The organism is Paenibacillus sp. ATY16, from assembly GCF_003399985.2.
GTDB lineage: Bacteria > Bacillota > Bacilli > Paenibacillales > Paenibacillaceae > Pristimantibacillus > Pristimantibacillus glycanilyticus.
Window position 1 is genome coordinate 64927 of the sequence record NZ_NMOK02000037.1, and the last position, 21825, is coordinate 86751.

The 21825-nt window shown below is 51.5% G+C and carries 26 protein-coding genes; 22 read left to right on the top strand and 4 right to left on the bottom strand.

Annotated elements, in window-relative coordinates:
• Nucleotides 1-146: 146 nt before the first annotated feature.
• The 8 genes from CFI03_RS20585 (at nucleotide 147) to CFI03_RS20620 (ending at nucleotide 7125) form a co-directional block, all read left to right on the top strand.
• Nucleotides 147-1181, top strand: a complete 1035-nt coding sequence (locus tag CFI03_RS20585) for a LacI family DNA-binding transcriptional regulator (RefSeq protein WP_248759129.1) — start codon at nucleotides 147-149, stop codon at nucleotides 1179-1181.
• Nucleotides 1182-1260: 79 nt separating this feature from the next.
• Complete coding sequence (locus CFI03_RS20590; RefSeq protein WP_127492054.1) at nucleotides 1261-2718, top strand: extracellular solute-binding protein; 1458 nt, start codon at nucleotides 1261-1263, stop codon at nucleotides 2716-2718.
• A 113-nt stretch (nucleotides 2719-2831) separates the two neighbouring features.
• Complete coding sequence (locus tag CFI03_RS20595) at nucleotides 2832-3707, top strand: ABC transporter permease subunit (protein ID WP_248759132.1); 876 nt, start codon at nucleotides 2832-2834, stop codon at nucleotides 3705-3707.
• A gap of 5 nt (nucleotides 3708-3712) precedes the next feature.
• The gene (locus CFI03_RS20600) at nucleotides 3713-4582 is read left to right on the top strand and encodes a carbohydrate ABC transporter permease (RefSeq protein ID WP_248759134.1); all 870 of its coding nucleotides are present in this window, start codon (nucleotides 3713-3715) and stop codon (nucleotides 4580-4582) included.
• An 11-nt stretch (nucleotides 4583-4593) separates the two neighbouring features.
• On the top strand, nucleotides 4594-6072 hold the full coding sequence (locus CFI03_RS20605) for a CehA/McbA family metallohydrolase (protein ID WP_248759138.1): 1479 nt from the start codon (nucleotides 4594-4596) through the stop codon (nucleotides 6070-6072).
• 140 nt (nucleotides 6073-6212) lie between these two features.
• A complete protein-coding gene (locus CFI03_RS20610; protein WP_174806528.1) occupies nucleotides 6213-6464 on the top strand; it encodes a DUF7667 family protein in 252 nt (83 codons plus the stop codon).
• Nucleotides 6465-6658: 194 nt separating this feature from the next.
• A complete protein-coding gene (locus CFI03_RS20615) occupies nucleotides 6659-6892 on the top strand; it encodes a hypothetical protein (protein ID WP_248759139.1) in 234 nt (77 codons plus the stop codon).
• 38 nt (nucleotides 6893-6930) lie between these two features.
• Nucleotides 6931-7125: a hypothetical protein gene (locus CFI03_RS20620; RefSeq protein WP_201008028.1), complete on the top strand. Its 195-nt coding sequence runs from the start codon at nucleotides 6931-6933 to the stop codon at nucleotides 7123-7125.
• Nucleotides 7126-7188: 63 nt separating this feature from the next.
• Here the strand turns inward: CFI03_RS20620 and CFI03_RS20625 are convergent, their stop codons facing one another.
• On the bottom strand, nucleotides 7189-7899 hold the full coding sequence (locus CFI03_RS20625) for a class I SAM-dependent methyltransferase (protein ID WP_248759141.1): 711 nt from the start codon (nucleotides 7897-7899) through the stop codon (nucleotides 7189-7191).
• 225 nt (nucleotides 7900-8124) lie between these two features.
• On the opposite strand from CFI03_RS20625, the gene CFI03_RS20630 reads away from it, so the two are divergent.
• The 11 genes from CFI03_RS20630 to CFI03_RS20680 all read left to right on the top strand — a co-directional run bounded on the left by CFI03_RS20630 (nucleotide 8125) and on the right by CFI03_RS20680 (nucleotide 17401).
• On the top strand, nucleotides 8125-8496 hold the full coding sequence (locus tag CFI03_RS20630) for an LSm family protein (protein ID WP_201008026.1): 372 nt from the start codon (nucleotides 8125-8127) through the stop codon (nucleotides 8494-8496).
• Nucleotides 8497-8517: 21 nt separating this feature from the next.
• Entirely contained in the window at nucleotides 8518-9027 is a 510-nt protein-coding gene (locus CFI03_RS20635; protein ID WP_248759143.1) for a hypothetical protein, read from the top strand.
• Nucleotides 9028-9211: 184 nt separating this feature from the next.
• Nucleotides 9212-9610: a VOC family protein gene (locus CFI03_RS20640; RefSeq protein WP_248759150.1), complete on the top strand. Its 399-nt coding sequence runs from the start codon at nucleotides 9212-9214 to the stop codon at nucleotides 9608-9610.
• A 282-nt stretch (nucleotides 9611-9892) separates the two neighbouring features.
• Entirely contained in the window at nucleotides 9893-10621 is a 729-nt protein-coding gene (locus CFI03_RS20645; RefSeq protein WP_248759151.1) for an amino acid ABC transporter ATP-binding protein, read from the top strand.
• A 66-nt stretch (nucleotides 10622-10687) separates the two neighbouring features.
• The gene (locus CFI03_RS20650) at nucleotides 10688-11536 is read left to right on the top strand and encodes a transporter substrate-binding domain-containing protein (protein ID WP_127492077.1); all 849 of its coding nucleotides are present in this window, start codon (nucleotides 10688-10690) and stop codon (nucleotides 11534-11536) included.
• A 75-nt stretch (nucleotides 11537-11611) separates the two neighbouring features.
• Nucleotides 11612-12265, top strand: coding sequence for an amino acid ABC transporter permease (locus tag CFI03_RS20655; protein WP_248759152.1), 654 nt, complete (start codon nucleotides 11612-11614; stop codon nucleotides 12263-12265).
• A 69-nt stretch (nucleotides 12266-12334) separates the two neighbouring features.
• Entirely contained in the window at nucleotides 12335-12985 is a 651-nt protein-coding gene (locus CFI03_RS20660; protein WP_248759153.1) for an amino acid ABC transporter permease, read from the top strand.
• A 77-nt stretch (nucleotides 12986-13062) separates the two neighbouring features.
• Complete coding sequence (locus CFI03_RS20665) at nucleotides 13063-14316, top strand: ATP-binding protein (RefSeq protein ID WP_248759154.1); 1254 nt, start codon at nucleotides 13063-13065, stop codon at nucleotides 14314-14316.
• A gap of 5 nt (nucleotides 14317-14321) precedes the next feature.
• Complete coding sequence (locus CFI03_RS20670) at nucleotides 14322-15221, top strand: response regulator (RefSeq protein WP_248759156.1); 900 nt, start codon at nucleotides 14322-14324, stop codon at nucleotides 15219-15221.
• Nucleotides 15222-15545: 324 nt separating this feature from the next.
• The gene (locus CFI03_RS20675; protein ID WP_248759158.1) at nucleotides 15546-16709 is read left to right on the top strand and encodes a hypothetical protein; all 1164 of its coding nucleotides are present in this window, start codon (nucleotides 15546-15548) and stop codon (nucleotides 16707-16709) included.
• Entirely contained in the window at nucleotides 16610-17401 is a 792-nt protein-coding gene (locus CFI03_RS20680; RefSeq protein WP_248759161.1) for a hypothetical protein, read from the top strand. Before CFI03_RS20675 ends, CFI03_RS20680 begins: the two co-directional genes overlap by 100 nt.
• Before the next feature lie 87 nt (nucleotides 17402-17488).
• On the opposite strand, the gene CFI03_RS20685 is transcribed toward CFI03_RS20680, so the two are convergent.
• From CFI03_RS20685 to CFI03_RS20695, 3 genes are read right to left on the bottom strand one after another with little or no spacing between them, the layout of a single operon-like run.
• Nucleotides 17489-18313 carry a carbohydrate ABC transporter permease gene (locus CFI03_RS20685; RefSeq protein WP_201005097.1) on the bottom strand — a complete coding sequence of 275 codons (825 nt, stop codon included), beginning with the start codon at nucleotides 18311-18313 and terminating at the stop codon, nucleotides 17489-17491.
• Between the two features lie 14 nt (nucleotides 18314-18327).
• Nucleotides 18328-19290: a carbohydrate ABC transporter permease gene (locus CFI03_RS20690; RefSeq protein WP_481857699.1), complete on the bottom strand. Its 963-nt coding sequence runs from the start codon at nucleotides 19288-19290 to the stop codon at nucleotides 18328-18330.
• 36 nt (nucleotides 19291-19326) lie between these two features.
• The gene (locus CFI03_RS20695) at nucleotides 19327-20586 is read right to left on the bottom strand and encodes an ABC transporter substrate-binding protein (protein WP_248759162.1); all 1260 of its coding nucleotides are present in this window, start codon (nucleotides 20584-20586) and stop codon (nucleotides 19327-19329) included.
• A gap of 399 nt (nucleotides 20587-20985) precedes the next feature.
• Between CFI03_RS20695 and CFI03_RS20700 the strand changes: the two genes are divergently transcribed.
• From CFI03_RS20700 to CFI03_RS20710, 3 genes are read left to right on the top strand one after another with little or no spacing between them, the layout of a single operon-like run.
• Nucleotides 20986-21456: a DinB family protein gene (locus tag CFI03_RS20700; protein WP_248759163.1), complete on the top strand. Its 471-nt coding sequence runs from the start codon at nucleotides 20986-20988 to the stop codon at nucleotides 21454-21456.
• A 24-nt stretch (nucleotides 21457-21480) separates the two neighbouring features.
• Nucleotides 21481-21618: a hypothetical protein gene (locus tag CFI03_RS20705; RefSeq protein WP_248759165.1), complete on the top strand. Its 138-nt coding sequence runs from the start codon at nucleotides 21481-21483 to the stop codon at nucleotides 21616-21618.
• Nucleotides 21619-21622: 4 nt separating this feature from the next.
• Complete coding sequence (locus CFI03_RS20710; RefSeq protein ID WP_248759167.1) at nucleotides 21623-21817, top strand: hypothetical protein; 195 nt, start codon at nucleotides 21623-21625, stop codon at nucleotides 21815-21817.
• Nucleotides 21818-21825 lie beyond the last annotated feature (8 nt).

Consider the following 21825-nt stretch of genomic DNA (forward strand, 5'->3'; position numbering starts at 1 on the left):
ACCTGAATTTCTGCGATAATACGTGACTTTTAGACGAATTTTCTATTTTTACAATAACTAATTATCATTCTGAAATAGATTTTACAAAACCGGTTTAAGCTTAATCTCGTGTCCGGTATCACGGAAGAAAGCGAGGTTTAACGATTTTGGCAACTATTGATGACGTCGCCAAGGCGTCCGGCGTCTCCAAAGGAACGGTTTCAAGCGTGTTCAGCAAGAAACGCCCAATCAGCAAAGAGGTCACAGAGCGCGTTCTTGCTGCGGCTAAATCGCTGAACTACAAGCCGAATTATTGGGCGAGGAGCCTAGTGAACCGCTCCACGCGCATACTCGGATTGAATATCAGGGGGGAATCGCTCGAATTCGGCCAGTTCCACCATTCTCTTCTTAACGGCGTTCTTCGCGTCTGTTACGAGAATGGCTACCGTCTGCTGGTTAATGCGCTGTCGCCTGCCTATCTCAGTCAAGTCGAGAATATCTCTTCGGATCCGGTGGACGGCGAAATCTTACTGGACCCCATAGAATCGGATGCCAGGATTGTAGAGCGGCTTCAGAACGGCATGCCCATCGTCATTATCGGCCGCCCGCCTGTGCCCTACGAGGCGCAGGTCAGCTATGTCGATAACGATAATATCGGCATGGCTGCAAAGGCCACAAACTACTTGATCGGTCTTGGGCATACGGAAATTCTGTTTCTGAATGCGCCGATATCAAGAACGGTATCCGAGGATCGAAGTATCGGATACAAAGCTGCCTTCAAGCATGCCGGCATGCAGCCGAAGCCTGAGCTGATCCTGCACAAGCCGCTTAAAGGCGAGACCGCACATACCTTTGGCTATGAGGCGGCGTTGGCGAAGCTAACGGCTTCGCCTGGTATTACAGCGGTCATCGCCGATACGGACATGATGGCGCTTGGCGTATACAAGGCCGCGGAGCAGCTAGGACTGCGCATTCCGGAGCAGTTGTCGGTGTTCGCGTTTAGCGACGATACCGTGCTCTCCCCTGAATTGTCGCCGCCGCTCACCGGCGTTCGGCTCCATGCCGACCGGCTTGGGATTGAAGCACTGCGGCTCTTGCTTGAGCAGTTGAACGCGACCCAGAAGAGCGCCAAACGGGTGCTTGTTCCGACGGAGCTTGCGATTCGCGGCTCTTGCGCTGCGCCTGGCGCACGAAGGAAGTAGAGGCAGCCTGTTGTGTTGTACCTTAATCGCTCTGATTTAGAATACCAATACGCTTGTGCATGTAGGAGGTTAACAACCCATGAAAAAAGTATGGTTAACGATGTCGACCGTTGCAGCTCTCGGAACGCTGCTTCTGTCCGGCTGCGGTTCGGAGAATGGAACGAACAACACCGCCAATACGCCGGCAGCTGATAATACGCAAACCGGCAATGGCGCGAACACGCCGGCCAATACACCGGCGGCAGATATGAAGCTTCGGATTCTGGACGGTAACGTCGGCGGCAAGACACCGGAGGAGACTACGAAGTTCGCAGCCGAAATCACGCGACTGACCGGCATTGATACGACGATTGAGAAGCCGGCTAGCGATTACGATCAGAAGGTGTTGACGGCACTCGGCTCCGGCGAGAAATATGATCTGATCGAGCTCAGCGACCTCGGCAAGCTGGCTACCTTCGTCGATCAAGGGGTTGTCACGGACCTGACGGATTTCGTCACCGGCTCCAAAGTGCTCTCGGACCCGACAGTCGTCCCAACTAGCGAATGGGAGCAGCTGAAGGATAAGGACGGCAGAATTGTTGCCGTGTTTAACAAATTCCAAGGCGGTACGATGCCGATTGTACGCAAGGATTGGCTGGACAAGCTTGGTCTGAAGGAACCGAAGACGCTTGACGAGTACTATAACGTGCTCAAGGCGTTCAAGGAGAAGGATCCTGACGGCAACGGAAAGAACGATACGTACGGTCTCAGCACGGCCGATATTTACGATATACAAGCCTTCATGAGCGCCGCCGGCGTTAAGGCGCATTACGTAATGAAGGATGGCAAGCGCACCATTCCGTACGCGACGGAAGCAGCAATCCCGATTTATGAATGGTTCGCCAAGCTGGTGAAGGAAGGAATCATGGATCCGAATTTCGTAACGAACGACACGGGCAAAATGCGCAATCTGTTCCTCACCGACCGCGTCGGAATGGTTACCTATTGGGATGCTTGGGTTGGCATGTTCAACAACACGCGCAAACAAGAGGATCCGAATACGACGTTTAACGCAGAAGCTCTTGAAAGTATCCCCGGAGCTGACGGCACCAAACTAATGAGACGAGGAGATCCGGATTTCTGGATCATTCCGTCCAATGCCGAGCATCCGGAAGCCGCGCAGAAATTCCTCGAATTCTGGCATACGGAGCCGGGCATTATGCTTGGAAGCCTGGGCATCGAGAACGAGGATTACACCAAGGAAGGCGATGCGTATAAGCTGACCCAGACCGGCACCGAGCATAACATGGACCACGGGGTACCTTTCTGGTACAACCAAAACGTGAAGTATCCTTTCGGCAAACTGCCGGGCGTACAAGAAGCGCAGGATCTCGTGAACAAGGACGCGACGCTTGAATTATCGTTGCCGGGTTGGCCTGACGCGGAGAAGATCGTCAAGAATTACGCGCTTAAAGCGATGTCCGGTCAAATGGACGCTGCGGAAGCCGTAAAGAAGATGCACGAAGAGCTGCTTGGGAAGAAACTGATCGACGAGTAAACCCGATCCGAATGAATGGAATACAAGCAGGCAGGGGAGTTTGAATTCCCCTGCTTGCGTGCTTTTCATCCCGATAATGGTTCCCTTTACCAGATAAGGACGTGAATAAAAGGATGAGATTATTGAAGAAATACAGCGCCCTCTACGTCATGATGGTGCCGGTGATCGCTTATTTTCTTGTTTTTGCCTATTACCCGCTCGTGAAAGGGCTTCAGACCAGCTTTCAGGATTACAAACTGATGGGGGACAGACCATACGTCGGATTCGCGAACTACTCCGCGGTGCTTCATGACTCGTTATTCTGGGAAGCGGTGATGAACACGCTCGTCATTGGAGGAGGCATTCTCTGCTTCAGCTTCGTTGCGCCTCTCGTGATCGCGCTGTCGCTTAACGAAGTGCTCAGGACCTGGTTCAAGAAGGCGGCGCAGATGATTTTGTACGTACCGCATCTGCTCTCGTGGGTCGTTGTAGGAGGAATCTGGATCTTCATGCTATCGCCTGACAGCGGGATCATTAATATGATCCTTGTTCATGTGTTCCACATGAAGCCGATTAATTTCATGGCAGACTCCGGATGGGCGCGCTGGATCTTGATTCTACTTGCAACATGGAAGGAAATGGGCTATACCTGTATCCTGTTCCTGGCAGGGATCGTATCGATTAATCCGTCGCTCTACGAGGCGGCGCGCATGGATGGCGCGACGCGCTGGAGGCAATTAATCTACGTCACGATTCCGCAGCTCAGCAACACGATGAAGGTTGTCTTCCTGCTGAATACGCTTGGCATTCTGAAAATCTTCGACGAAGTTTTTATTTTGCGGAACCCTACAATCGCCGCGAAAGTGGACGTGCTCATGATGTACACGTTCCAGAAGGGGATTCTCGAAATCCAGCTTGGCCCTGCGGCTGCTGCCAGCTTCTTCATACTGCTACTAACTCTTGCGATGACACTCGTCGTACGGCGAATCACGCGATTTGATGAGGTGTAAATACAATGTCCGATCGATTTGAACGTCTCGGGTGGAAGAATAAAGCGTTCGACATGCTAAACGTCTTGTTTCTGTTCGGGCTCATGCTGACCATGATCATTCCGTTTATTAACGTACTGGCGTTGTCCTTCTCTTCGGGTATCGCCTCCATGAGGCCGGAAATCGTGCTGTGGCCGAAGCAGTTCAGCGCGGAGGGATACTCCATTGTATGGAAAAGCCTAGACATCTGGCGCCCCCTGATGAACAGCGTCATCGTGACCGTGGCCGGTACCGTACTGCACGTATTGCTGTCCAGCTTGGCCGGCTATGTATTTATCTATCCTCGTCTTCCCGGCAGGAAGGTAATGTTGACGTTCATTCTGATTACGATGATGCTGCCGCAGGAAGCGATCATGATTCCGCTTTATGTGGTCAACAAAGACCTGCATCTGATCAATACGCTGAGCTCGCTTGTGCTGTCGGGTCTCGTGTCCGGCTTTTCGATCCTGCTTATGCGCAGCTTCTTCCTGAACGTTCCTTACGAGATGTCGGAATCGGCCAAGATCGACGGCGCCGGAGAGTTCCGTATCTTCCTGACGATGTATATGCGTCTTGCGGCTGCGGGTCTTGCGACCGTTATACTGTTCGAGTTCGTTGGACGGTGGAACATGTTCACCGCTCCGGTCATGTTTATTAACGATTCCATGAAGTACACGCTTCAGGTTGCGCTAAAAGCGATGATCATCGATACGAGCAGCAATTCCGGTACCTATATGGTCACGACAAACGTGCGGATGGCAGGTATCGTCATCAGCATTCTTCCGCTGCTCGCGGTATATCCGTTTGTGCAGAAATATTTCATGAAGGGCATCCTGCTTGGTGCCAGCAAAGAATAGGAGGAAGTAAAATGGTCATAAAGAAACAACGGCTCGTGCTGCGGAGATGGATCAACAAAGACGAGCAGCGTTCCTATTTGGAGGTTCCTTTCGCGGTGGAAGGAGCTGTGGAGCGTATCGATATCGCCTACCGTTACGACCGCGGTGAAAACGGCGGGACGGTTGTCGATATCGGCCTTCGCTCGCATAAGCGGATCGTCGGCTGGAGCGGCGGCGCTCGCGAAGCATTCTTCGTCGGCACGGAGAAAGCAACCCCGGGCTATCTGGCTGGACCGATCGCCCAAGGTGAATGGGCCGTGCTGCTTGGTGCTTACAAGATCCCCGAGGGCGGCGCGGAGGTTATCGTTGAAGTGGAGCTGACCCGGCCGCACGGCCGCTGGATGAAGGGTGATCTTCATATGCACAGCGTGCATAGCGACGGGAGCTACACGATCGGTCAGGCGATGGAATCGTGCAAAGCCCGCGGTCTGGAATTCATGGCGCTGACGGATCATAATACGTCCTCACAGAATTATGCGGCGCTTGTCCCTGACGAAGAGATGCTGCTTATTCCCGGCGTTGAGATGACCAGCTATTTTGGCCATGCCAATGTCCTTGGCGCGTCGGACGCGCTTCAAGATTTTCGCGTGACGACGGCGGCGCAAGCGGACGCGGTGCTTGGGGATGCACGCGAGAGAGGCGGCTTCGTGTCGCTGAATCATCCATTCTGTCCCTCTTGTCCTTGGGAGCTCGGTTTTGACGTGCCATATGATGCAATCGAGGTGTGGAACGGCCCGTGGCGCGGGCTTAATGAGCGCGCGCTTGCCTGGTGGCAAGGGCAGCTTGCAAAAGGACGCCGCGTGATCGCCCTCGGAGGAAGCGATGCCCACCGGGAGGAAAGGTTTGTCAAACATGGACGTCCGACAGCTTCTGTGTGGACGGAAACCGACACGGTGCATGGCGTGTTGGCCGGCATCCGCCAAGGCCGTGTCGTACTGCAGTTCGATCCTGATGAGACCTGCCTTTCCCTTACCGCCGGCGAATACAGTATTGGCGAGACCATTCCGCGTACGGCTATCAAAGAGATGGATGGCATCCCGTTGACAATCGACGTTTGCGGCGCCAAAGGTGACCGCGTGCTCTTATGGTCTGACCGCGGTATTGAAGCGGCATGGGACATTGCCGTTGTGCCGGCATTCGTCGGAGCGAAGGAGTGGGAATCGGATGGCATGGAGGCAAGCGGCCGGACCGTGCAGCGGGAAATCGCCGCGATGCTCGAATTCGATGCGGCGGATAATAAAGACTGCGCTTTGTGGGCGCCGGAAGCAGCGTTTCTTGCAGTCGAAGCCGCGCCTCAATGGATAGAAACGGAGAACGGTCACGTCCGCTTGCCATTCGAGGGCTCGAGCGACAGATTATTTTACCGGCTGGAAGCACGACGCAGCGTGGAGGGGCTTAAGCAGTCGGCGGTGACTTGTCTGACAAATCCGATTTACATCGATCAAGACTAGCCTCCGCCGGAATCGAACGACTTTTCCCGGGAGAAAATTGCTCTCTTTTGTCGGAGTTGCCGTCCAGACTGCGCTTGGAAGCTTTCTTTTTGGGTCATACTGGCTAGTAAGGTAAGACGACAGAAGGAGGCGCATAAAGCATGACCATTTTGCCGATACATGAACGACTTGCGGAGTTGTGGACCATACGCGGCAGCCGGCATCTGACCGGGGAAGAGCAAGCAGACTTCGAGCATTGTCTAGCGGTAAATGCTATGCATATCAGACAAATCGCCAATTTGTATAATCTATCGCTGGCCGCGTCCATGGCAGGGGATGTGGAATGGCAGCACGAGATTTGCCAAAGGCTGGAGAAGCTGGGCGGCAGGCTGCCGGGCTCGCCCCAATTATAACGAATGCCCGTCGCTAGCCAACCGGCCTAGCCTATTCCAATCTCGCTAAAAGCCGCGAAAATCGCGGTTTTTTACTTGTACCACTCATTGATGCCAACGGAGTGAATCCGATTTCGTTCGCCTGGTAAAATCAAACCTTCATACATAATTATGGATGCATTAATCCAGCCTAATAGGCAGGATGGTGATCAGCAATGGAATCAAAATCACAGAATGAACCGACCGAGAGCGAAAGCAGGTTCCATAAAAATATCGAACTAGATTCAGATGTCAATGAGGACCGTGGGCGTGAGTTGCAATTGGATGCTTCTTTTGAAGAATGGTACCGGACTATCGGGCATTGGGAAGAACAAAAGTTAGAAATGAAACAAGCTACCGAGTCCAATGTGTTTGATGACGCAGCCAATATGGATCGCGAACAAGAATAAAAACAGCGTGCTGACAGCGAAAGTGAGGATCAACATTTATGTCCAATAAAAAAAACTACTATTCCTTCGAAGATCCATCCGGAACTACTATTGAGTTTCGAGCCACCAGTTTACAGCAGGCAATGGTCATTAAGAAAAAGCTGGCTTTAAATTTGGGGATTTCCAAGGAGGATTTTGAATTAACAAACATTAGCAATAAACGAAATGCATCCAGTGATCATTCTGACGAATGACAAGTTGCATGGAGACAAGGCAGACGATCAGCGTGATCGTCTGCCTTGTCGTTTTATATGCATTCAACCTTTCCAAGCCGTAATTACAACACTGCCCATCACATTGGAGAAGTTGCTCAACAGGCGCTCGTTTGTCATCATCATGGCAATTACATCCGGTTTCGTGAATAGTTCGTGATCGATTACCCGTAAGGGGTCATCATCGCCCGCCAGCTGCTTCATTTGCAAAAAAGGAGACGCGGAGTGCTTATTAAACTTTGATTTGCTCATCAGCTTCAGCCATTCCGGAACGGTTCGCAGATGATGAAGTCCGTAAAACGACTGCAGCTTTTTCTTTTGCACCGTAGTTAATTTTACGGCAAAAGCCAGCTCTCGATCGTAGAGGACTCCTTTTGGCTTCAGAACTCGCCAATATTCGCTTATAGCGGAACTTCCTTTGGTGAAAGCCGTTACCGACTCCGTAAAAACGGCATCAAACGTTTCATCCGAGAAAGGCATTGAAGCGGCATCTGCCTGTAAGATTCGGACGGGGAGTTCGCTTATCTTCGCACGGTAGGCCGCTTTTTGAATCATATTCTCGTTCCGGTCAATGGCAGTCACGCTGCAGCCTAAGCTCGCTAAATAACATGCCGTCCGGCCTGTTCCGCATCCTACCTCCAGCACTTTCGTGCCGCGCGGAAAATGGATCTGTCCGATTAATTCTTTGGTTGCTTGAAAGCCTCCCGGATGCGCGCTGCCTTCGCCGAGCCGGGCTAATAATGAATGGTAATCCAACGCCTTCTCACCTCTTCCGATATTCTATGCATATCCTCCGTTATGACTGCACCCATTCTTCGCTGCTTTTTGAATGCTCGCTCCCCCATCTTTTCATAATCTCATTGCTAGAGAGAATGGAGTAAAATTCGATTTTTTTCTAAATAGAAGACAATCGTACAGACCTTATTGCAGATTTTTTCATAGTCTAAGATATAAGAGCATCAGGTTAGGAGGAATGAAGTTATGCAGGAAATTTATCCGATTAGCCATCATACGGTATATCCGTACATCGGACGGAGGGTTAGTGCGGTTACGCATGACGGAAGGCATTTTATCGGAACGATTAAGGGAGTAGAAGACGGAAAGTTAATCGTGGAGGATTGTACTTTTGATAGAAAGCCTTTGACTTTGTCGTCCGTTCGGAACGGAAAACCTTCAAAAAAACAAACGCGCTCCAAGCATAAAGCCAGACTGTCCAATTATGGTTACGGTTATGACGGTTACGGCGGGGGTTATGGCGGTTACGGCGGAGGCTGCGGTTTTGGCGGCGATTGTTTCTTTTTTCCGTTTGCCATACTTGCTTCGCTTTTCATTTTGCCTTTCTTCTTTATTTGATTTCGGAAAAGAGGGCTCACGATGGCATTCAGGAAAGCTCCTAAAAAAAGAAAACCCGAGGGAAGAAATCTTGCGGTCAAAAAAGCAAGCCGTTGTATCGGGCAGCCCGTTTGCGTGCTGTTAAATGACGGTAACTGCTATGTCGGAACGGTTCAAGCCATTCATGACCATCAACTGATCCTTTCCGAAACCAGAAGCTGCGGGATTGTAAATTTTTCTGATCGTTCGAGAACACCGGAAATCCAAGTATCGGGACTGCTAGATTCCTTGATAGGCGGAATCGGCACGATCAATTCTTTTGGTTCAATGGCGACAGGCTTATTTAAGCCAATGTTATCGGGACCTTCGGGTCAATCAGGAGCGGGAGTACAAACCAAACAAGAAGATACGAAGAGCCCTACTTCAGGGCAAGCAGCTGGAGAGCAGCAGAGCAGTTTTTTCGGATCTTTTAAACAAATGCTGCCGACTATTCAAGTTGGACTTAATATGGTGAAGACGATTATGCCTCTAATGAACATGTTTAAAATTTGATGCTTTAATCCGTTTAGCTCAGCCTGCCGGGAATGCCCGGTGGGCTGAGTGTCATTTGCACTACGGGGAAGACAAGCTTTCGTGAACGACGGAATACAGCCTCCATATTTACATTGACAATGGTACAGGCGGTTCGTATGATCAAACTAGAACTGTAAAAAATTGCAAATGGGATCGGAGGCGGATGGCGATAGCTGACTGGACGAAAAAAATTACCGAAATCACATTGTTTGTAGAAGATTTGCATCGGTCGAAGGCATTCTATCAAGAGACATTCAAGCTTGCAATCCTATATGAGGATGAAAGCTGCGCGGTGTTCGATTTTGGCAATACAAGTATCAATTTGTTGAAACAATCGAATGCCCACGAGTTGATTGAACCCGCGCAGGTCGGTAGCGGCGAAGATGGAGCGCGGTTTCAGTTCACGATCCAAGTGTCGGACGTTGACAAGGTATGCGAAGAGCTGGACATGCTAGGAATTAAGTTGCTGAACGGTCCGATAACGCGCCCCTGGGGGCGGCGGACGGCTTGTTTTGCCGATCCGGACGGGCATGTATGGGAGATTGCACAATTGCTAGGATGAAATGGTATTACTTGAAAGAGTCAATGTTAAATTATTGAGGAATATAGCGAACAAACGGCAGCAGATCTAAGATCTGCTGCCGTTTTTATTGAGTAATAGAGCGAGATGGTTATCGCCATTCACATGGTTGGAAACGCACTCGTTTGTAAAAAAATCATAATTTTGATGTCGGATTCGTTAGGATTGCGTAGGTTTTCCATATAGTTGTCTACACAGTATGTTATCTAACCTAACACGGCTTGTCCATCAAAGCGTTGCAAGCAACGGAAAGGGGGGATTGCATTGATTGAATTCCGGCAAGTGGAGAAGCACTATGGCGATTTTCATGTGCTAAAAGGCATCGATCTTAGCATCGCGCAGGGTGAAGTCGTCGTTGTGGTGGGGCCTTCCGGCTCGGGAAAGAGTACACTCCTCCGCTGCATCAACCGGTTGGAGGCGATCACGAGCGGCACTTTGACCGTTAATGAAGTCAATGTCGCCGACAAAAAAGCCGACATCAATAAGCTGCGGCGAGAAATCGGCATGGTGTTCCAGCACTTCAATCTTTATCCTCATATGAAAGTGGTCGACAATATTACGCTCGCTCCAATGAAGTCGCTCGGCGTGCCGAAGCCGCAGGCGGTGGAAACAGCCAAGATGTATTTGGAGAAAGTCGGCATCTCGGACAAAGCTAGCGCGTTTCCATCGCAGCTGTCCGGGGGGCAACAGCAGCGCGTGGCAATCGCCAGGGCGCTGGCCATGAAGCCTAAGATCATGCTCTTCGATGAACCTACCTCCGCGCTTGATCCGGAAATGGTAGGAGAGGTGCTGGACGTCATGAAGACCTTGGCGCAAGAAGGGATGACGATGGTCGTCGTTACGCACGAGATGGGTTTCGCGCGGGAAGTGGCTGACCGCGTCGTCTTTATGGACAAAGGGCAAATCGTCGAAATCTCTCCGCCTGAGGAGTTCTTCGAGCAGCCTAGGGAAGAAAGGGCGCGGTTGTTTCTTAATCGCGTGCTGCGCCACTAACGTTTTACGTTAGGGCGCCATGTTGCCAAAATCATGCAATCCTATAATGGAGAGGGGTTTCAAGCTATGAAGAAAAGAAGCTGGATGACGCTTGGCGTCGCACTGACGTTTCTTGCCACTGTATGGTTGGCCGGATGCAGCAGCAAAGAAGGAGGGAACGGCAACGGCGCAAGCGGGGAGCCAGCGTCCGGAACGGCTTCGGCGCTGGAGAGCATCAAAAGCCGAGGGAAACTCGTTGTCGGCGTTAAGTACGACACGAAGCTGTTCGGCCTGAAGGATCCGGCGAGCGGCAACGTCGAAGGATTTGACGTCGACATCGCCAAGGCGCTCGCCAAGGAGCTTCTTGGCGACGAGACCAAGATCGAGCTGAAGGAGGTTACTTCCAAAACGCGCATTCCGATGTTGAACAACAATGATATCGATATAATCGTCGCCACGATGACGATTACGGAAGAGCGCAAGAAGGAAGTCGATTTCTCCGACGTGTACTTTAAAGCTGGCCAGTCCCTTCTGGTGAAGAAAGGAAGTCCGATCAAGAGCATCGACGACATCAAGAAGGGTACGAAAGTATTAGCCGTGAAAGGCTCCACCTCGGTCGACAACATTAAAGCGAAAGCGCCGGATGCCACCATCCTGGAGTTCGATAATTACCAGGACGCGTTCAGCGCGCTTAAAGCCGGTCAAGGCGACACGCTGACGACCGATAACGCGATTTTGTACGGCATGGCGGTTCAGGATCCGAACTTCGAGGTTGTCGGCGAGCCGTTCACCGATGAGCCGTACGGCATTGCGATCAAGAAAGGCGCAACCGATCTTCTGAATAGCGTAAATGCTGGATTGAAGAAGCTCCATGACAGCGGCGAATACGACAAGATTTACGAGAAATGGATCGGCAAAGCGCCGTCCGGGGAATAGAAGTCTGCGAACAAGAGGATGGGTGGCGATTGGCCACCCATCATTTGCATATCGAGAATAGAGGGAGGGAGTAGCATGCCGGACATAGCGATTTTCACAGACAATTTCGAAATTTACATGAAAGGGTTTGGCAACACGGTCTGGGCGAGCGTCATTGCATTACTCGGCAGCTTCGCTCTTGGGACGATCATCGCCGTATTCCGTATTTCGTCAGTCAAGCCGCTCAGGTGGATCGGGACGGCTTACGTCGAGTTTGTTCGGAATATACCGCTTTTGCTAGTCGTCTTCGTGTTTTATTACGGCTTGCCATCGTTCGGCGTGACATTAAGCGGATTTATATGCGGCACGGTCGGACTAACGGTATATACCGCTTCCTTCGTTGCCGAAGCGATCCGGGCGGGCATTATGAGCATTCCGGCCGGACAGACGGAGGCGGGCAGAGCTTCGGGTTTGACATACATGCAGACGATGCGGCATGTCGTGCTTCCGCAAGCCATTAAAATCGTCATTCCGCCGCTCAGCAATCAGTTCATAAACCTCGTGAAAAACTCGTCTGTGCTTGGCGTCTTCGCCGGATTCGACTTGATGTATTACGGCGATCAGGTGGCGAGCAAGACGTACGCGACCTTTGATACTTACCTCTTTGTTGCGGCGCTGTATCTCGTTCTTACGATTCCTTTGAGCTTAGCGGCGCTGCAGCTAGAGCGAAGGTTAGCCAAGAACGGTTAGAGTTCGTTTTTACGCCACTGAACACCGTGAACCGCAAAATTCGCGAATAACTTTTAGGAGGATCGGCGGATGGACATTGCTGGCGCTTTTTCATACCATAATCTCATCTTCATCATAAAAGGCTTCGGCATCACGCTCTGGGTTGCTTTCATCGCGATCGTGCTGAGCTTCGTGCTGGGCAGCATCACCGGAACGCTTCGTTATATGAGAATTCCGGTCGTATCCCGCATCCTCGGCGTAATCGTCGAGTTTATCCGCAATTTGCCGCTGCTGCTGATCTTGTTTTTCACTTATTTCGCGATGCCGGACGTCGGTCTCAAGCTGGGGGTCATGAGCTCGGCCATTGTTGGTCTGGCGGTATTCGAAGCCGCCATGATCTCGGAAATCGTGCGCAGCGGACTAAGCTCCATCCCGAAAGGACAGGTCGAAGCAGCCCGATCATCGGGTCTCACCTATACGCAAACGGTGTGGCATATCGTGCTCCCGCAGGGATTGAGACGCATGGTTCCGCCAATCGTAAGCCAGTTCATCTCCCTTCTCAAGGACACGTCGCTAGCCATCGTCATATCCCTGCCTGAGCTGATGCATAATTCCAAGATCGTCATCGCGCAAAATTTCAATTATACCCTTCCCATTCTTTCACTCGTGGCCGTCTTATATTTCGCAATTAACTATGCGCTGTCGCTCGCGGCTAGGCGCCTGGAAAATAAATGGGGCTAAGCATCCTCGGACTTTAGATCCCGACGGGGGTCATTCCTATAACCATTACAAATTGGTACAAATCCGAAAGCATGCAAATGACCGTCGTCGCCATCGTTGTAGCGGTTGCCGGGGAATTCAAAATCAACCCGTTCAGCGGTGAGGTCTTTCGCATCGGTCTTGGCAGCAGCGCCTTTCTGTTCTTGCTTCTGTTGATGAGCCATCTGCCTTATTTGCGGACGGGACTTGCCGCTGGCGCGACGGTACTGCTGTTTCGGGTATCTTTTGACGGAGCAGGCTTGGAGAGCGCTTTCTATCTTCTGGGCAGCTTGAAGACGCACTTCTCCGCCATGCTCTATTACATCGTCTTCGCGGCCGGAATGGCTCTCATTCAACGCAGATTGCATCAATTGAATCCTCTTATTCTCGGCGCGTGCGTGTCCCTCATCGACTTTGTCTCCAATGAAGCGGAGCTGCTGATGCGAAGCTTCGCTTTCGGACTGCCGTATTTTCAAACCAATCAGTGGCTGTTGATTCCGGTCATCGCCGTGGTGCGCAGCTATTTTACGACGGGCATCTACAGCAGCATCGCCGTGCACCAAATGCGGAGCGTTCACGCCGAACAGCAAAAACGGATCGAACAAATGATTAATGTCGGCAGCGGGCTCTATGGCGAGGTGTTCTATTTGCGCAAATCGATGGATGTAATCGAACGGATTACCGCAAAGAGCCATGATCTGTACGGTCTACTGAACAAAGAAGGACTGAACGACTACGCCCGGTCCGTTCTCGAGATTACCCAGCAGATTCACGAGGTGAAGAAGGATTCGCAGCGAATTCTTGCGGGACTGATGAAGCTGGCAGACTTGGAGAGCGCCCCGGAAATGACCTTGGCGGAGATTGTTGAGCTTGTGATGAAGTCGAACGGCGAATACAGCCGGATGCTGAAAAAAGAGGTGAGGATCGAGAAGGAAGTCGGAATCGATTACCTGACCGCGCACTACATACCGCTAATCACCGTACTCAACAATTTGGCCGCCAACTCGGTCGAAGCAATAGAGCGGCTCGGAACGATTCGCATTCGCGTAAGCGAACTCGAAGGCGAAACCATGTTTATCGTCAGCGATACGGGAACGGGAATCGCCGAACAGGATAAAGAAATGGTGTTTGAGCCCGGATTTACGACCAAATTCAATCAGGAAGGCGTCGCTGCGACGGGTATCGGCCTCTCGCATGTTCGCGATATCGTGGGCTCGTTCAGGGGCAGACTCCTCCTAATGGAACCGGGACGGGAAGCAGAAACCACGTTTGTCGCGGCCTTTCCGACCGTTAAGTTGAAGAAGGGAGTGTAGGCGCAATGCTATCATTCTGTATTGTCGACGACGATGCGGTCAGCAGGCGTATGCTGCAGACCATTATCGAGAAAGGCGGCGTGGGAGAGGTGCTGGGAATGGCGTCGGGCGGCGTTGAAGGGAAGCGTCTTGTACTGGACGAGAACCCCGATGTCGTGGTCATTGATTTATTGATGCCGGACCAGGACGGAATCGAAACGATTGCGCGGCTGAAGCAGGAAGGTTACGGGGGCAAGTACGTCATGATCTCGCAGATCGAGAACAAAGAAATGATCAGCAAAGCGTACCAAGCGGGCATTGAATTTTATATCCAGAAGCCGATTAACCGGGTGGAAGTAAAAGCCGTGCTTGGCAAAGTAAGCGAGCAATGGCGAATGGCCCGTTATCTGAAGGAAATCAAACAGTCGATCGCAAAGCTGGATGACCTGAATTCAGAGCCTGCGGGGATCCGGAAGAAGCATGACGCCAAAGAGACCATGCGGATGATCTTAATGGACATGGGTATCGTCGGGGAGAGCGGAAGTCACGACATCATCGAGATGACGTCGTGGTTGATTGGGCGGCAGCAAGGCGGCGGCTTCCCGTCACTGAAATTGTTGTACGAGGTTGGAGCCCGGGCGAGCAAGCCGGAGGGCTGCGATATGGAAAAGGAAGGGAAGGCGGTCGAGCAGCGCGTCCGCCGGACTGTCATTGCCGCTTTATCCAACTTGGCAAGCATTGGGCTCACGGATTACAGTCATCCAAAGTTCGAGCATTACGCACCGCTTTATTTCGATTTCGAAGACGTGCGTCTCAAGATGAGAGAAATCGACGAGAAATGCCCGCAGGAGAAGCGCAAAGTCAACATCAAGAAATTTCTTCAAGTGCTGTACCTGGAAACGCTGGATAAAATGAAAAACCAGTAATAGATAAGTCGCATATACTGCGGCTTTTTTATTTTTATAGGAAGTTAGATACATATATGATTTCCGGGGAGTTTTTCATTATTTTAACCAACTGTCGAATTATGTCGCTATCTCGTGCATCCGAATAGTCCCGCTGCCGTGACGATTTTGCCCTTTAAAATAGTCCTTCTATATAGGGGCATCTCCCTATGTACGTGCCATGATCGGACAGGCATAATAATCTTGCGCAAGCAAAAGGAAAAGTTTACCTGTTGTTCGAGCCTTCGTTTGCGGCGCTTTACATACGGGACGATGTTCCGAACGATAAGGAGGAAAAGTCAAAAAATGATGAATTCGAACACCAGGATCAATCATAGACGGCAGCTCGCGAAAGCGGCGATGGCCGTCCTGCTGCTTCTCGGCCTCGTCTATATCCATGTCCAGCCCGCCCGCGCCGCTTCGGTACCGCGACTAGTAGTAACGAGTCCGGTGGCCGATTCCTTCGTGCAAGATCGCATCTTTGTCCGCGTTACGGTCAATTCTCAGGTGCCCATTGCCGAAACAAAGGCCACGGCGGCAAGTCTACCGACGGTCAGCTTAACGAAGCAGGCTAGCGTCTGCGGATCGTCCTGCGAATACACCGGCTGGGTCGATGTCTCTTCGCTACCTTGGGGGAATTTCACCTTGACGCTTTCCGCGGTTGACGTTGATGGCATTTCCAGCGCTCCGACCGCCATCGCGCTCAAGCACAACCAAAATCCAGTGATTAATCCTGCTGCGCCTCTTCCGTTCGAAGTCGCTGACCCGAATCTGACGGTCAACGTTTCTTGTACCGACGATAATCCCGGATCGGGCTGCAGCAGCCTGAAGCTTAGCATCAACGGAAAGCTGTTGCTATCCGGCACGAATACGCTTGCCGAGACGATCTCCGCGGAGCAGTGGCTCGGTCAGCCGGCTACCGTACAGCTCAGCGCCACCGATTCCAGCGGGTTGACCAGCACGCAGTCGTATCCGATCTACGTCGAGAACGTCTCGAACCTGACGACCGTCTCGAAGGAAGCGGGTCTTGTGCTGGATACGGACGCGTCGCGCACGCTGCTATGGAATGCCTACGATCATCGTCTTCGCATTCACCACCGGGATACGAACCAAGTGGAGACGCTGCCGCTGCTCGTAGCGGAACAGACGCAGATGAACGTACGGCTAATCCCCGGAGGCGCTATGGGCAGCGCGTTTGATGCAACCGGCTTAGACTTGCCCGACGGCTATTATCGGAAAGGTCTCGACCCGCTGGGTACCTATTCGCGTTTCGTATGGCGCAACGGCCATTCCGGTACGCGGAGGGCGCGGCTGCGCAAATTACGCCAAACGACGGGTTCACCTACCGCTCACCGGTCATGGACGGCGACGTGCTGCTCTATGCACGGGATGACCAATCGACGAACAGCTCCAAGCTTATTATCGATCGGAATGGCGTTACGGAGGAGCTTGTTGGCGCATCTACCGTGACGGGGGATTACCTGACGGCAGGCGGCTGGATTGCCTATACGGTATATACGGAGGCGGGTCAGAAGCAGCTATGGCTGCGGTCGCCTGCCGGAGAGAATGAGCGGTTGACGCCGACCAGCACGGCCGACAGCCATTTCATTGCGCTTTCGGCTGCTGGCGAAGCCGCTTACACCTATGATGGCGGTATTTGGCTGAGTCGTCTGCAAGAGGATAGCAGGCTGCCATCCGAGCGGATCGTCACGGATAAAGCGAAGATGCAATGGAAGCACGGATGGCAGGTCTATCTCGGCACCGCTTGGTACGAGGTGCCGGGTACGGATCCAGGCACGGATCCAGGCACGGATCCTGGCACGAATCCAGGAACGGACCCTGGTACGGATCCAGGTACGGACCCTGGTACGGATCCAGGAACAGACCCTGGCACGGATCCTGTGCCAACAGCTGACCTCGACGGCAATGGCCAGGTTGACTGGCTGGATGCGATCGAATTCCTGCGTTCGTACGGAACGGAGCGAGGTCAGCTTCATTATGATCCCAGAGCCGATTTTGACGCGGACGGCGTTATTGGGAAGGCGGATCTGATCGTTTTCTTGAGAGAGGGACATTTTGGCGCCAACTTGAACGCCGCCCTGCATAAGTTGATAACCGAAATCGCGGGCGGAAGCCACCGGACTTCGATTATTCACCGGTAGCAGCAGGTTTACGCGAAGGAACGAAAAGAGCTATCCTCGAAGCGTCTGCTTCTTGGATAGCTCTTTGTATTCTCCAGACGGGCATGTTCAGCTTTTGATCGCGCCGGCAGCGATGTCGGAAATAAACTGCTTGCTGACAAACAGGAACAAGACGATGAGCGGGATTACCGCCAGCAGCGTGCCCGCGACGACCATCGCATAATCGGTCACGTAAATTCCGTTCAGAGAGGAGAGCGCCACCTGCAGCGTAAATTTGCTTTCATCATTAAGGATGATCAGCGGCCAGAGATAATCGTTCCAGGAACCGATGAAAGTAAATGCCCCCAGGAAAGACAACGCCGGGCGAAGGATGGGTATGGCGACGTTCCAGTAGAGACGAAAGTAACCGCAGCCGTCGATCCGTCCGGCATCCAGCAGCTCGGATGGAACGGCTTCCTGCGCGTATTGGCGAATCCAGAAAATGCCGAACGCATTGGCCATACCGGGAATAATCAGCGCCTTGAAGGAGCCTACCCACCCGAACTTCGCCATAATGACGAAGGAAGGAACGAGCGAGAGCTGCGACGGCGCCATCATCGTTGCGAGCAGAAGGACAAACAGCCACTTTTTGCCCGGAAAACTGAATTTAGCGAACGTAAAGCCGGCCAAGGAATCGAAGAACAACACCAGCAAGGTGCTGCAGGAGGCCACGAAAAGCGAGTTGAGAAACGCGCCAAAGAAATCAACGTTATCGAACACCCGCGTTATGTTGCTTATAAAATGCGTCCCAAACCAAAACTTTGGAGGGAAGCTGTATATTTCCGCCGTCGTACGCGTGGCCATCACGGCCAGCCAGTAAAAAGGAAAGACGGAAACGACAAGTCCAATAATAAGCCCGAGATAGAGCAGGATGGCAGATTTCCTTTTAACCATGCGTATCACCCCGTTTATTCATCTTTGGCACCGCCGCCCTGAACGATCCGCCAGTTGAAGACCGAGAAGAGGGCTATCAATAGGAACATGCCCCAGCCTACGGCGGAACCGTAGCCGAAGTAATTGTTCACGAATGCCTCCCGGTACAGGTAGAGAACGATGGTCAGCCCCCCGCCGCTGACGCCGCCGTCGTTACCGACGAGCACTTGCGATTCGGTGAAGATCTGCATGCCTCCGATGGTGGAAGTAATGACGGTGAAAAGAATAATCGGCCGCAAGTTCGGGATCGTAATGCGGAAGAAGGACTGGATGCCCGTGGCTCCGTCAATTTTGGCCGCCTCATAGAGAACGGTAGGAATGCTCTGGAGTCCCGCCAAATAAATGATGGCATTGTATCCGACCCAGCGCCAGATGACCATGACGGACACGGCCAGCTGGATGCCCCAGGTTTTGTTCAGCCATTCCACGGGGGAAAGTCCGAAGAGGGACAGGAAATAGTTCAGCAGCCCGTAATTATTGGAGAATACCGTGCTGAACACAATGGCAACCGCTACAAGAGATGTGACGTTCGGCAAGAAATAACCGATGCGGAAGAAGGTGCGGAACCTCGTGAACGACGCATTCAGCAAAAACGCGATGATAAGCGCGAAGAACAGCATCGGAATGGACGAATAGATCCAGATCAGGATCGTATTGCCTACCGCTTTCCAGAACTCGGGATCGGTGACCATAAATTGATAATTGTTGAGACCGTTATAGGACATCACGCCGATGCCGTCCCATCTCTGGAAAGAAAGATACATCGAGAATAATATGGGGAATAAGCCAAAGACGGCAAACAAGATGTAAAAGGGAGAAATGGCCAGATATTGTTTTCGGTGCTTCCATATTTCAGACGCTAAACCTCGCTTCCGCTCCGAGAGCTGCATGGAGCTTCCGCCATCGAATTGAGTTCGGTTCTGTAAGGGTTGAGCCATCAGATTCTACCTCCATTGCCGGGATGGTATGATTCTTTAACGCAGCAGCTCCTTTTTTACTCTGGAAAGCGCGTCATTCCAAGCCTTATCCGGGCTTTTGCCTTCAAGGGCAACCGATGACAGCTCACGGTTTACGATTCCGTTTAGGTTGGAGTATTTCGTTCCGAAATACGAGGGCTTCACGTTGCGGGCGGACTCCGTAAAAATCTCGCCCGTAGCTTGACCGCCGAAAAACGCCTCTTTCATCTTCATGGCATCCGAATCGAGCGCCTTGGAGGCGGAAGGGAACAGGTTGAGCTCTTTGAAGCTTGTCACCTGATTCTCTGCATTCAGCAGCCATTTCATCACCTCGAAGGACTCCTTCGGGTATTTGCTCGTTTTCATAATGGCAAGGAAAGAGCCGCCGTTATTGCCGTCTCCGCCCGGAGCTCTCGCGACGCGCCACTTGCCCGCCGTATCCGGAGCCGCGTCCATCAGGATTTGTTTACTCCATACAGCTCCTACGAAGGATGCGATCTTGCCGTTGTTCATCGCGGCGTTCCACTCGGTGGAGAAGGTGCCCGCATTGGCAAGCAAGTCCATCTGCGAGGCTTTTACCGCGAGATCCCACGCCTTTTTCATGGAAGAGGAGGGATCCTCGCCTATGAAGTTTTCGTTTTTATCAAAATAAATTTTATCCGACTGCGCGTTGACCTGGTTATACACCTGTCCGATATTGTCAAGCAGCTTCACCTTGCCGCCAAGCGCCTTCTGAAGCTTTTCCCCTGCGGCGAAGTAGTCATCCCAAGTGCCCATCATCCGATGAACCTCTACCGGGTCGGTTGGCAGCCCCGCTTGTTCGAACAAGTCCTCTCGGTAAAATAAAGCTGTTGGGCCAGTGTCAATCGGCATGGCGATCATTTCGCCCTTCGGCGTAACCCCAAGCTGCCATTTCCAGTCGAGATAGTCCCCCTCGATGTCCTTCGCTCCGAGCTCGTACAAATTGTAGAAACGGTCGGCGCTTGGGAACAGCTCGGTAACCCAGTCGTTAAAGGCGACGATATCCGGGCCGCCTTTGCCGGCGGCGAGAGTCGTTTTCAGCTTGGATTTGAAGTCGCCCCCAATTTTTTGGGCGTTGATGCGAATTCCCGGAAACTGCTTCTGGACCTCGTGGATCAGGTTATCGTCCAGACTCCGGTTCCAGTACCAAAGGGTAAGCGTTTTCGTCCTGCTGTTAGATGAGGTCCCGCTCGAACATCCGCTAATCATGAAAACCAGAAGCAATAAACACGTTAATAATGCTCGGTATTTAGCCATCGTTTTCGGCCTCCCATTGCGGCATTTTGGTACTGCGGCAGCATCACCACCACTCTTTGAATGCTTGAGACGCGTTCGTCTTACGAAACATTATAGACGCATCCAAATCGATTTTGAACACGCTTTCCTGAATTGAGGCGATGGTAGGACATCGCCCGGGTGCCATTTTATAATGTATGGGTTCATAGTCTTAAGGGATTGTCTCGACTGTTATCGCATCCTGACGATAGGCTTAATTCCGACTTGAATTAGCAGGCCTTCACAAGTAAAAGCTCGAAAATAGTCCGTCTGTTTTTAGTTACGATAAGAAAATTCCATGTAATTCTAATATTTTTAGATGTTTCGCGAACGTAAGTTCTGGTATAATGTAAAAAATATTGAAGTCGAAAGGAAGCAGCTATGAACGCTATTGAAGTTATAGTACAGAATTTAAGCGAAGTTAGACGCAGAAGCCTGATTATTTGGGAGAGTGTTCCGGATACATTTTTGGACTGGAGACCGGATTCGGAAGCGCTGAGCATAAAAGAGATGATTCGCCATGTCTTGGAAAGCGAACATTATTACCACCTTGCCTTGCTGAATGAAGGAAGTCTAACCTCATATGAATCCCCCTATGAGGCGCGTGCTTTCACAACGCTCAAAGACGAACTCCAATTTTCAGAACCCTATCGAAATGAATTTATGAATACAGTAAAATCTTATACGGAAGAGGATCTAACAAGAATCCAGATTGATAGAAAAGACGTAGGGTACATTCGGTCATTAGGAGACATGCTCATGAGGATTGCATACCACGAAGCAGTACATTCCGGTCAACTTTTAGATTATTTAAGAACAGCCGGGATAAAACGGCCTAAAGTTTGGGATTAACGAACAGTTAAGAGAGGTGCAAATATGAGTGAATTTACATATGGCAATATCATTCGAATGGCCGATAAGCCTAAGCTCTATGAGTTTTTGCCTACAGGAACGCCTACTATGAAGTTGAACGAGGATTGGTTAGCATTTTTTACGCCTTCAGGTGCTTTATGAATTAATGGACGGAGAGCTCGAGGAAATGATGGACGAATATGACGAAGAAGAAGCTTCGCTTTTTGAAGGATATATGAAGCAAAATCCCGATGCGGAAGCTTTTAAGGTATTCGGAATAAATAATGAACGGCGGATAAAATCGATGGAAGGGCTCCTTGCCGGCAATCTAGGATTTAATGATGAGGATTTGTCGCGGTAGAGAGGTTT

Excerpts from the sequence above, each read along its gene's own strand:
- CFI03_RS20685 (WP_201005097.1), bottom strand. The coding sequence starts at position 18,313 with ATGGTTAAAAGGAAATCTGCCATCCTGCTCTATCTCGGGCTTATTATT.
- CFI03_RS20705 (WP_248759165.1), top strand. The coding sequence starts at position 21,481 with ATGAGTGAATTTACATATGGCAATATCATTCGAATGGCCGATAAGCCT.
- CFI03_RS20710 (WP_248759167.1), top strand. The coding sequence starts at position 21,623 with ATGGACGGAGAGCTCGAGGAAATGATGGACGAATATGACGAAGAAGAA.
- CFI03_RS20660 (WP_248759153.1), top strand. The coding sequence starts at position 12,335 with ATGGACATTGCTGGCGCTTTTTCATACCATAATCTCATCTTCATCATA.
- CFI03_RS20620 (WP_201008028.1), top strand. The coding sequence starts at position 6,931 with ATGTCCAATAAAAAAAACTACTATTCCTTCGAAGATCCATCCGGAACT.
- CFI03_RS20615 (WP_248759139.1), top strand. The coding sequence starts at position 6,659 with ATGGAATCAAAATCACAGAATGAACCGACCGAGAGCGAAAGCAGGTTC.
- CFI03_RS20630 (WP_201008026.1), top strand. The coding sequence starts at position 8,125 with ATGCAGGAAATTTATCCGATTAGCCATCATACGGTATATCCGTACATC.
- CFI03_RS20675 (WP_248759158.1), top strand. The coding sequence starts at position 15,546 with ATGATGAATTCGAACACCAGGATCAATCATAGACGGCAGCTCGCGAAA.
- CFI03_RS20610 (WP_174806528.1), top strand. The coding sequence starts at position 6,213 with ATGACCATTTTGCCGATACATGAACGACTTGCGGAGTTGTGGACCATA.
- CFI03_RS20670 (WP_248759156.1), top strand. The coding sequence starts at position 14,322 with ATGCTATCATTCTGTATTGTCGACGACGATGCGGTCAGCAGGCGTATG.
- CFI03_RS20690 (WP_481857699.1), bottom strand. The coding sequence starts at position 19,290 with ATGGCTCAACCCTTACAGAACCGAACTCAATTCGATGGCGGAAGCTCC.
- CFI03_RS20655 (WP_248759152.1), top strand. The coding sequence starts at position 11,612 with ATGCCGGACATAGCGATTTTCACAGACAATTTCGAAATTTACATGAAA.
- CFI03_RS20665 (WP_248759154.1), top strand. The coding sequence starts at position 13,063 with ATGACCGTCGTCGCCATCGTTGTAGCGGTTGCCGGGGAATTCAAAATC.
- CFI03_RS20590 (WP_127492054.1), top strand. The coding sequence starts at position 1,261 with ATGAAAAAAGTATGGTTAACGATGTCGACCGTTGCAGCTCTCGGAACG.
- CFI03_RS20635 (WP_248759143.1), top strand. The coding sequence starts at position 8,518 with ATGGCATTCAGGAAAGCTCCTAAAAAAAGAAAACCCGAGGGAAGAAAT.
- CFI03_RS20700 (WP_248759163.1), top strand. The coding sequence starts at position 20,986 with ATGAACGCTATTGAAGTTATAGTACAGAATTTAAGCGAAGTTAGACGC.
- CFI03_RS20605 (WP_248759138.1), top strand. The coding sequence starts at position 4,594 with ATGGTCATAAAGAAACAACGGCTCGTGCTGCGGAGATGGATCAACAAA.
- CFI03_RS20600 (WP_248759134.1), top strand. The coding sequence starts at position 3,713 with ATGTCCGATCGATTTGAACGTCTCGGGTGGAAGAATAAAGCGTTCGAC.
- CFI03_RS20695 (WP_248759162.1), bottom strand. The coding sequence starts at position 20,586 with ATGGCTAAATACCGAGCATTATTAACGTGTTTATTGCTTCTGGTTTTC.
- CFI03_RS20640 (WP_248759150.1), top strand. The coding sequence starts at position 9,212 with ATGGCGATAGCTGACTGGACGAAAAAAATTACCGAAATCACATTGTTT.
- CFI03_RS20595 (WP_248759132.1), top strand. The coding sequence starts at position 2,832 with ATGAGATTATTGAAGAAATACAGCGCCCTCTACGTCATGATGGTGCCG.
- CFI03_RS20650 (WP_127492077.1), top strand. The coding sequence starts at position 10,688 with ATGAAGAAAAGAAGCTGGATGACGCTTGGCGTCGCACTGACGTTTCTT.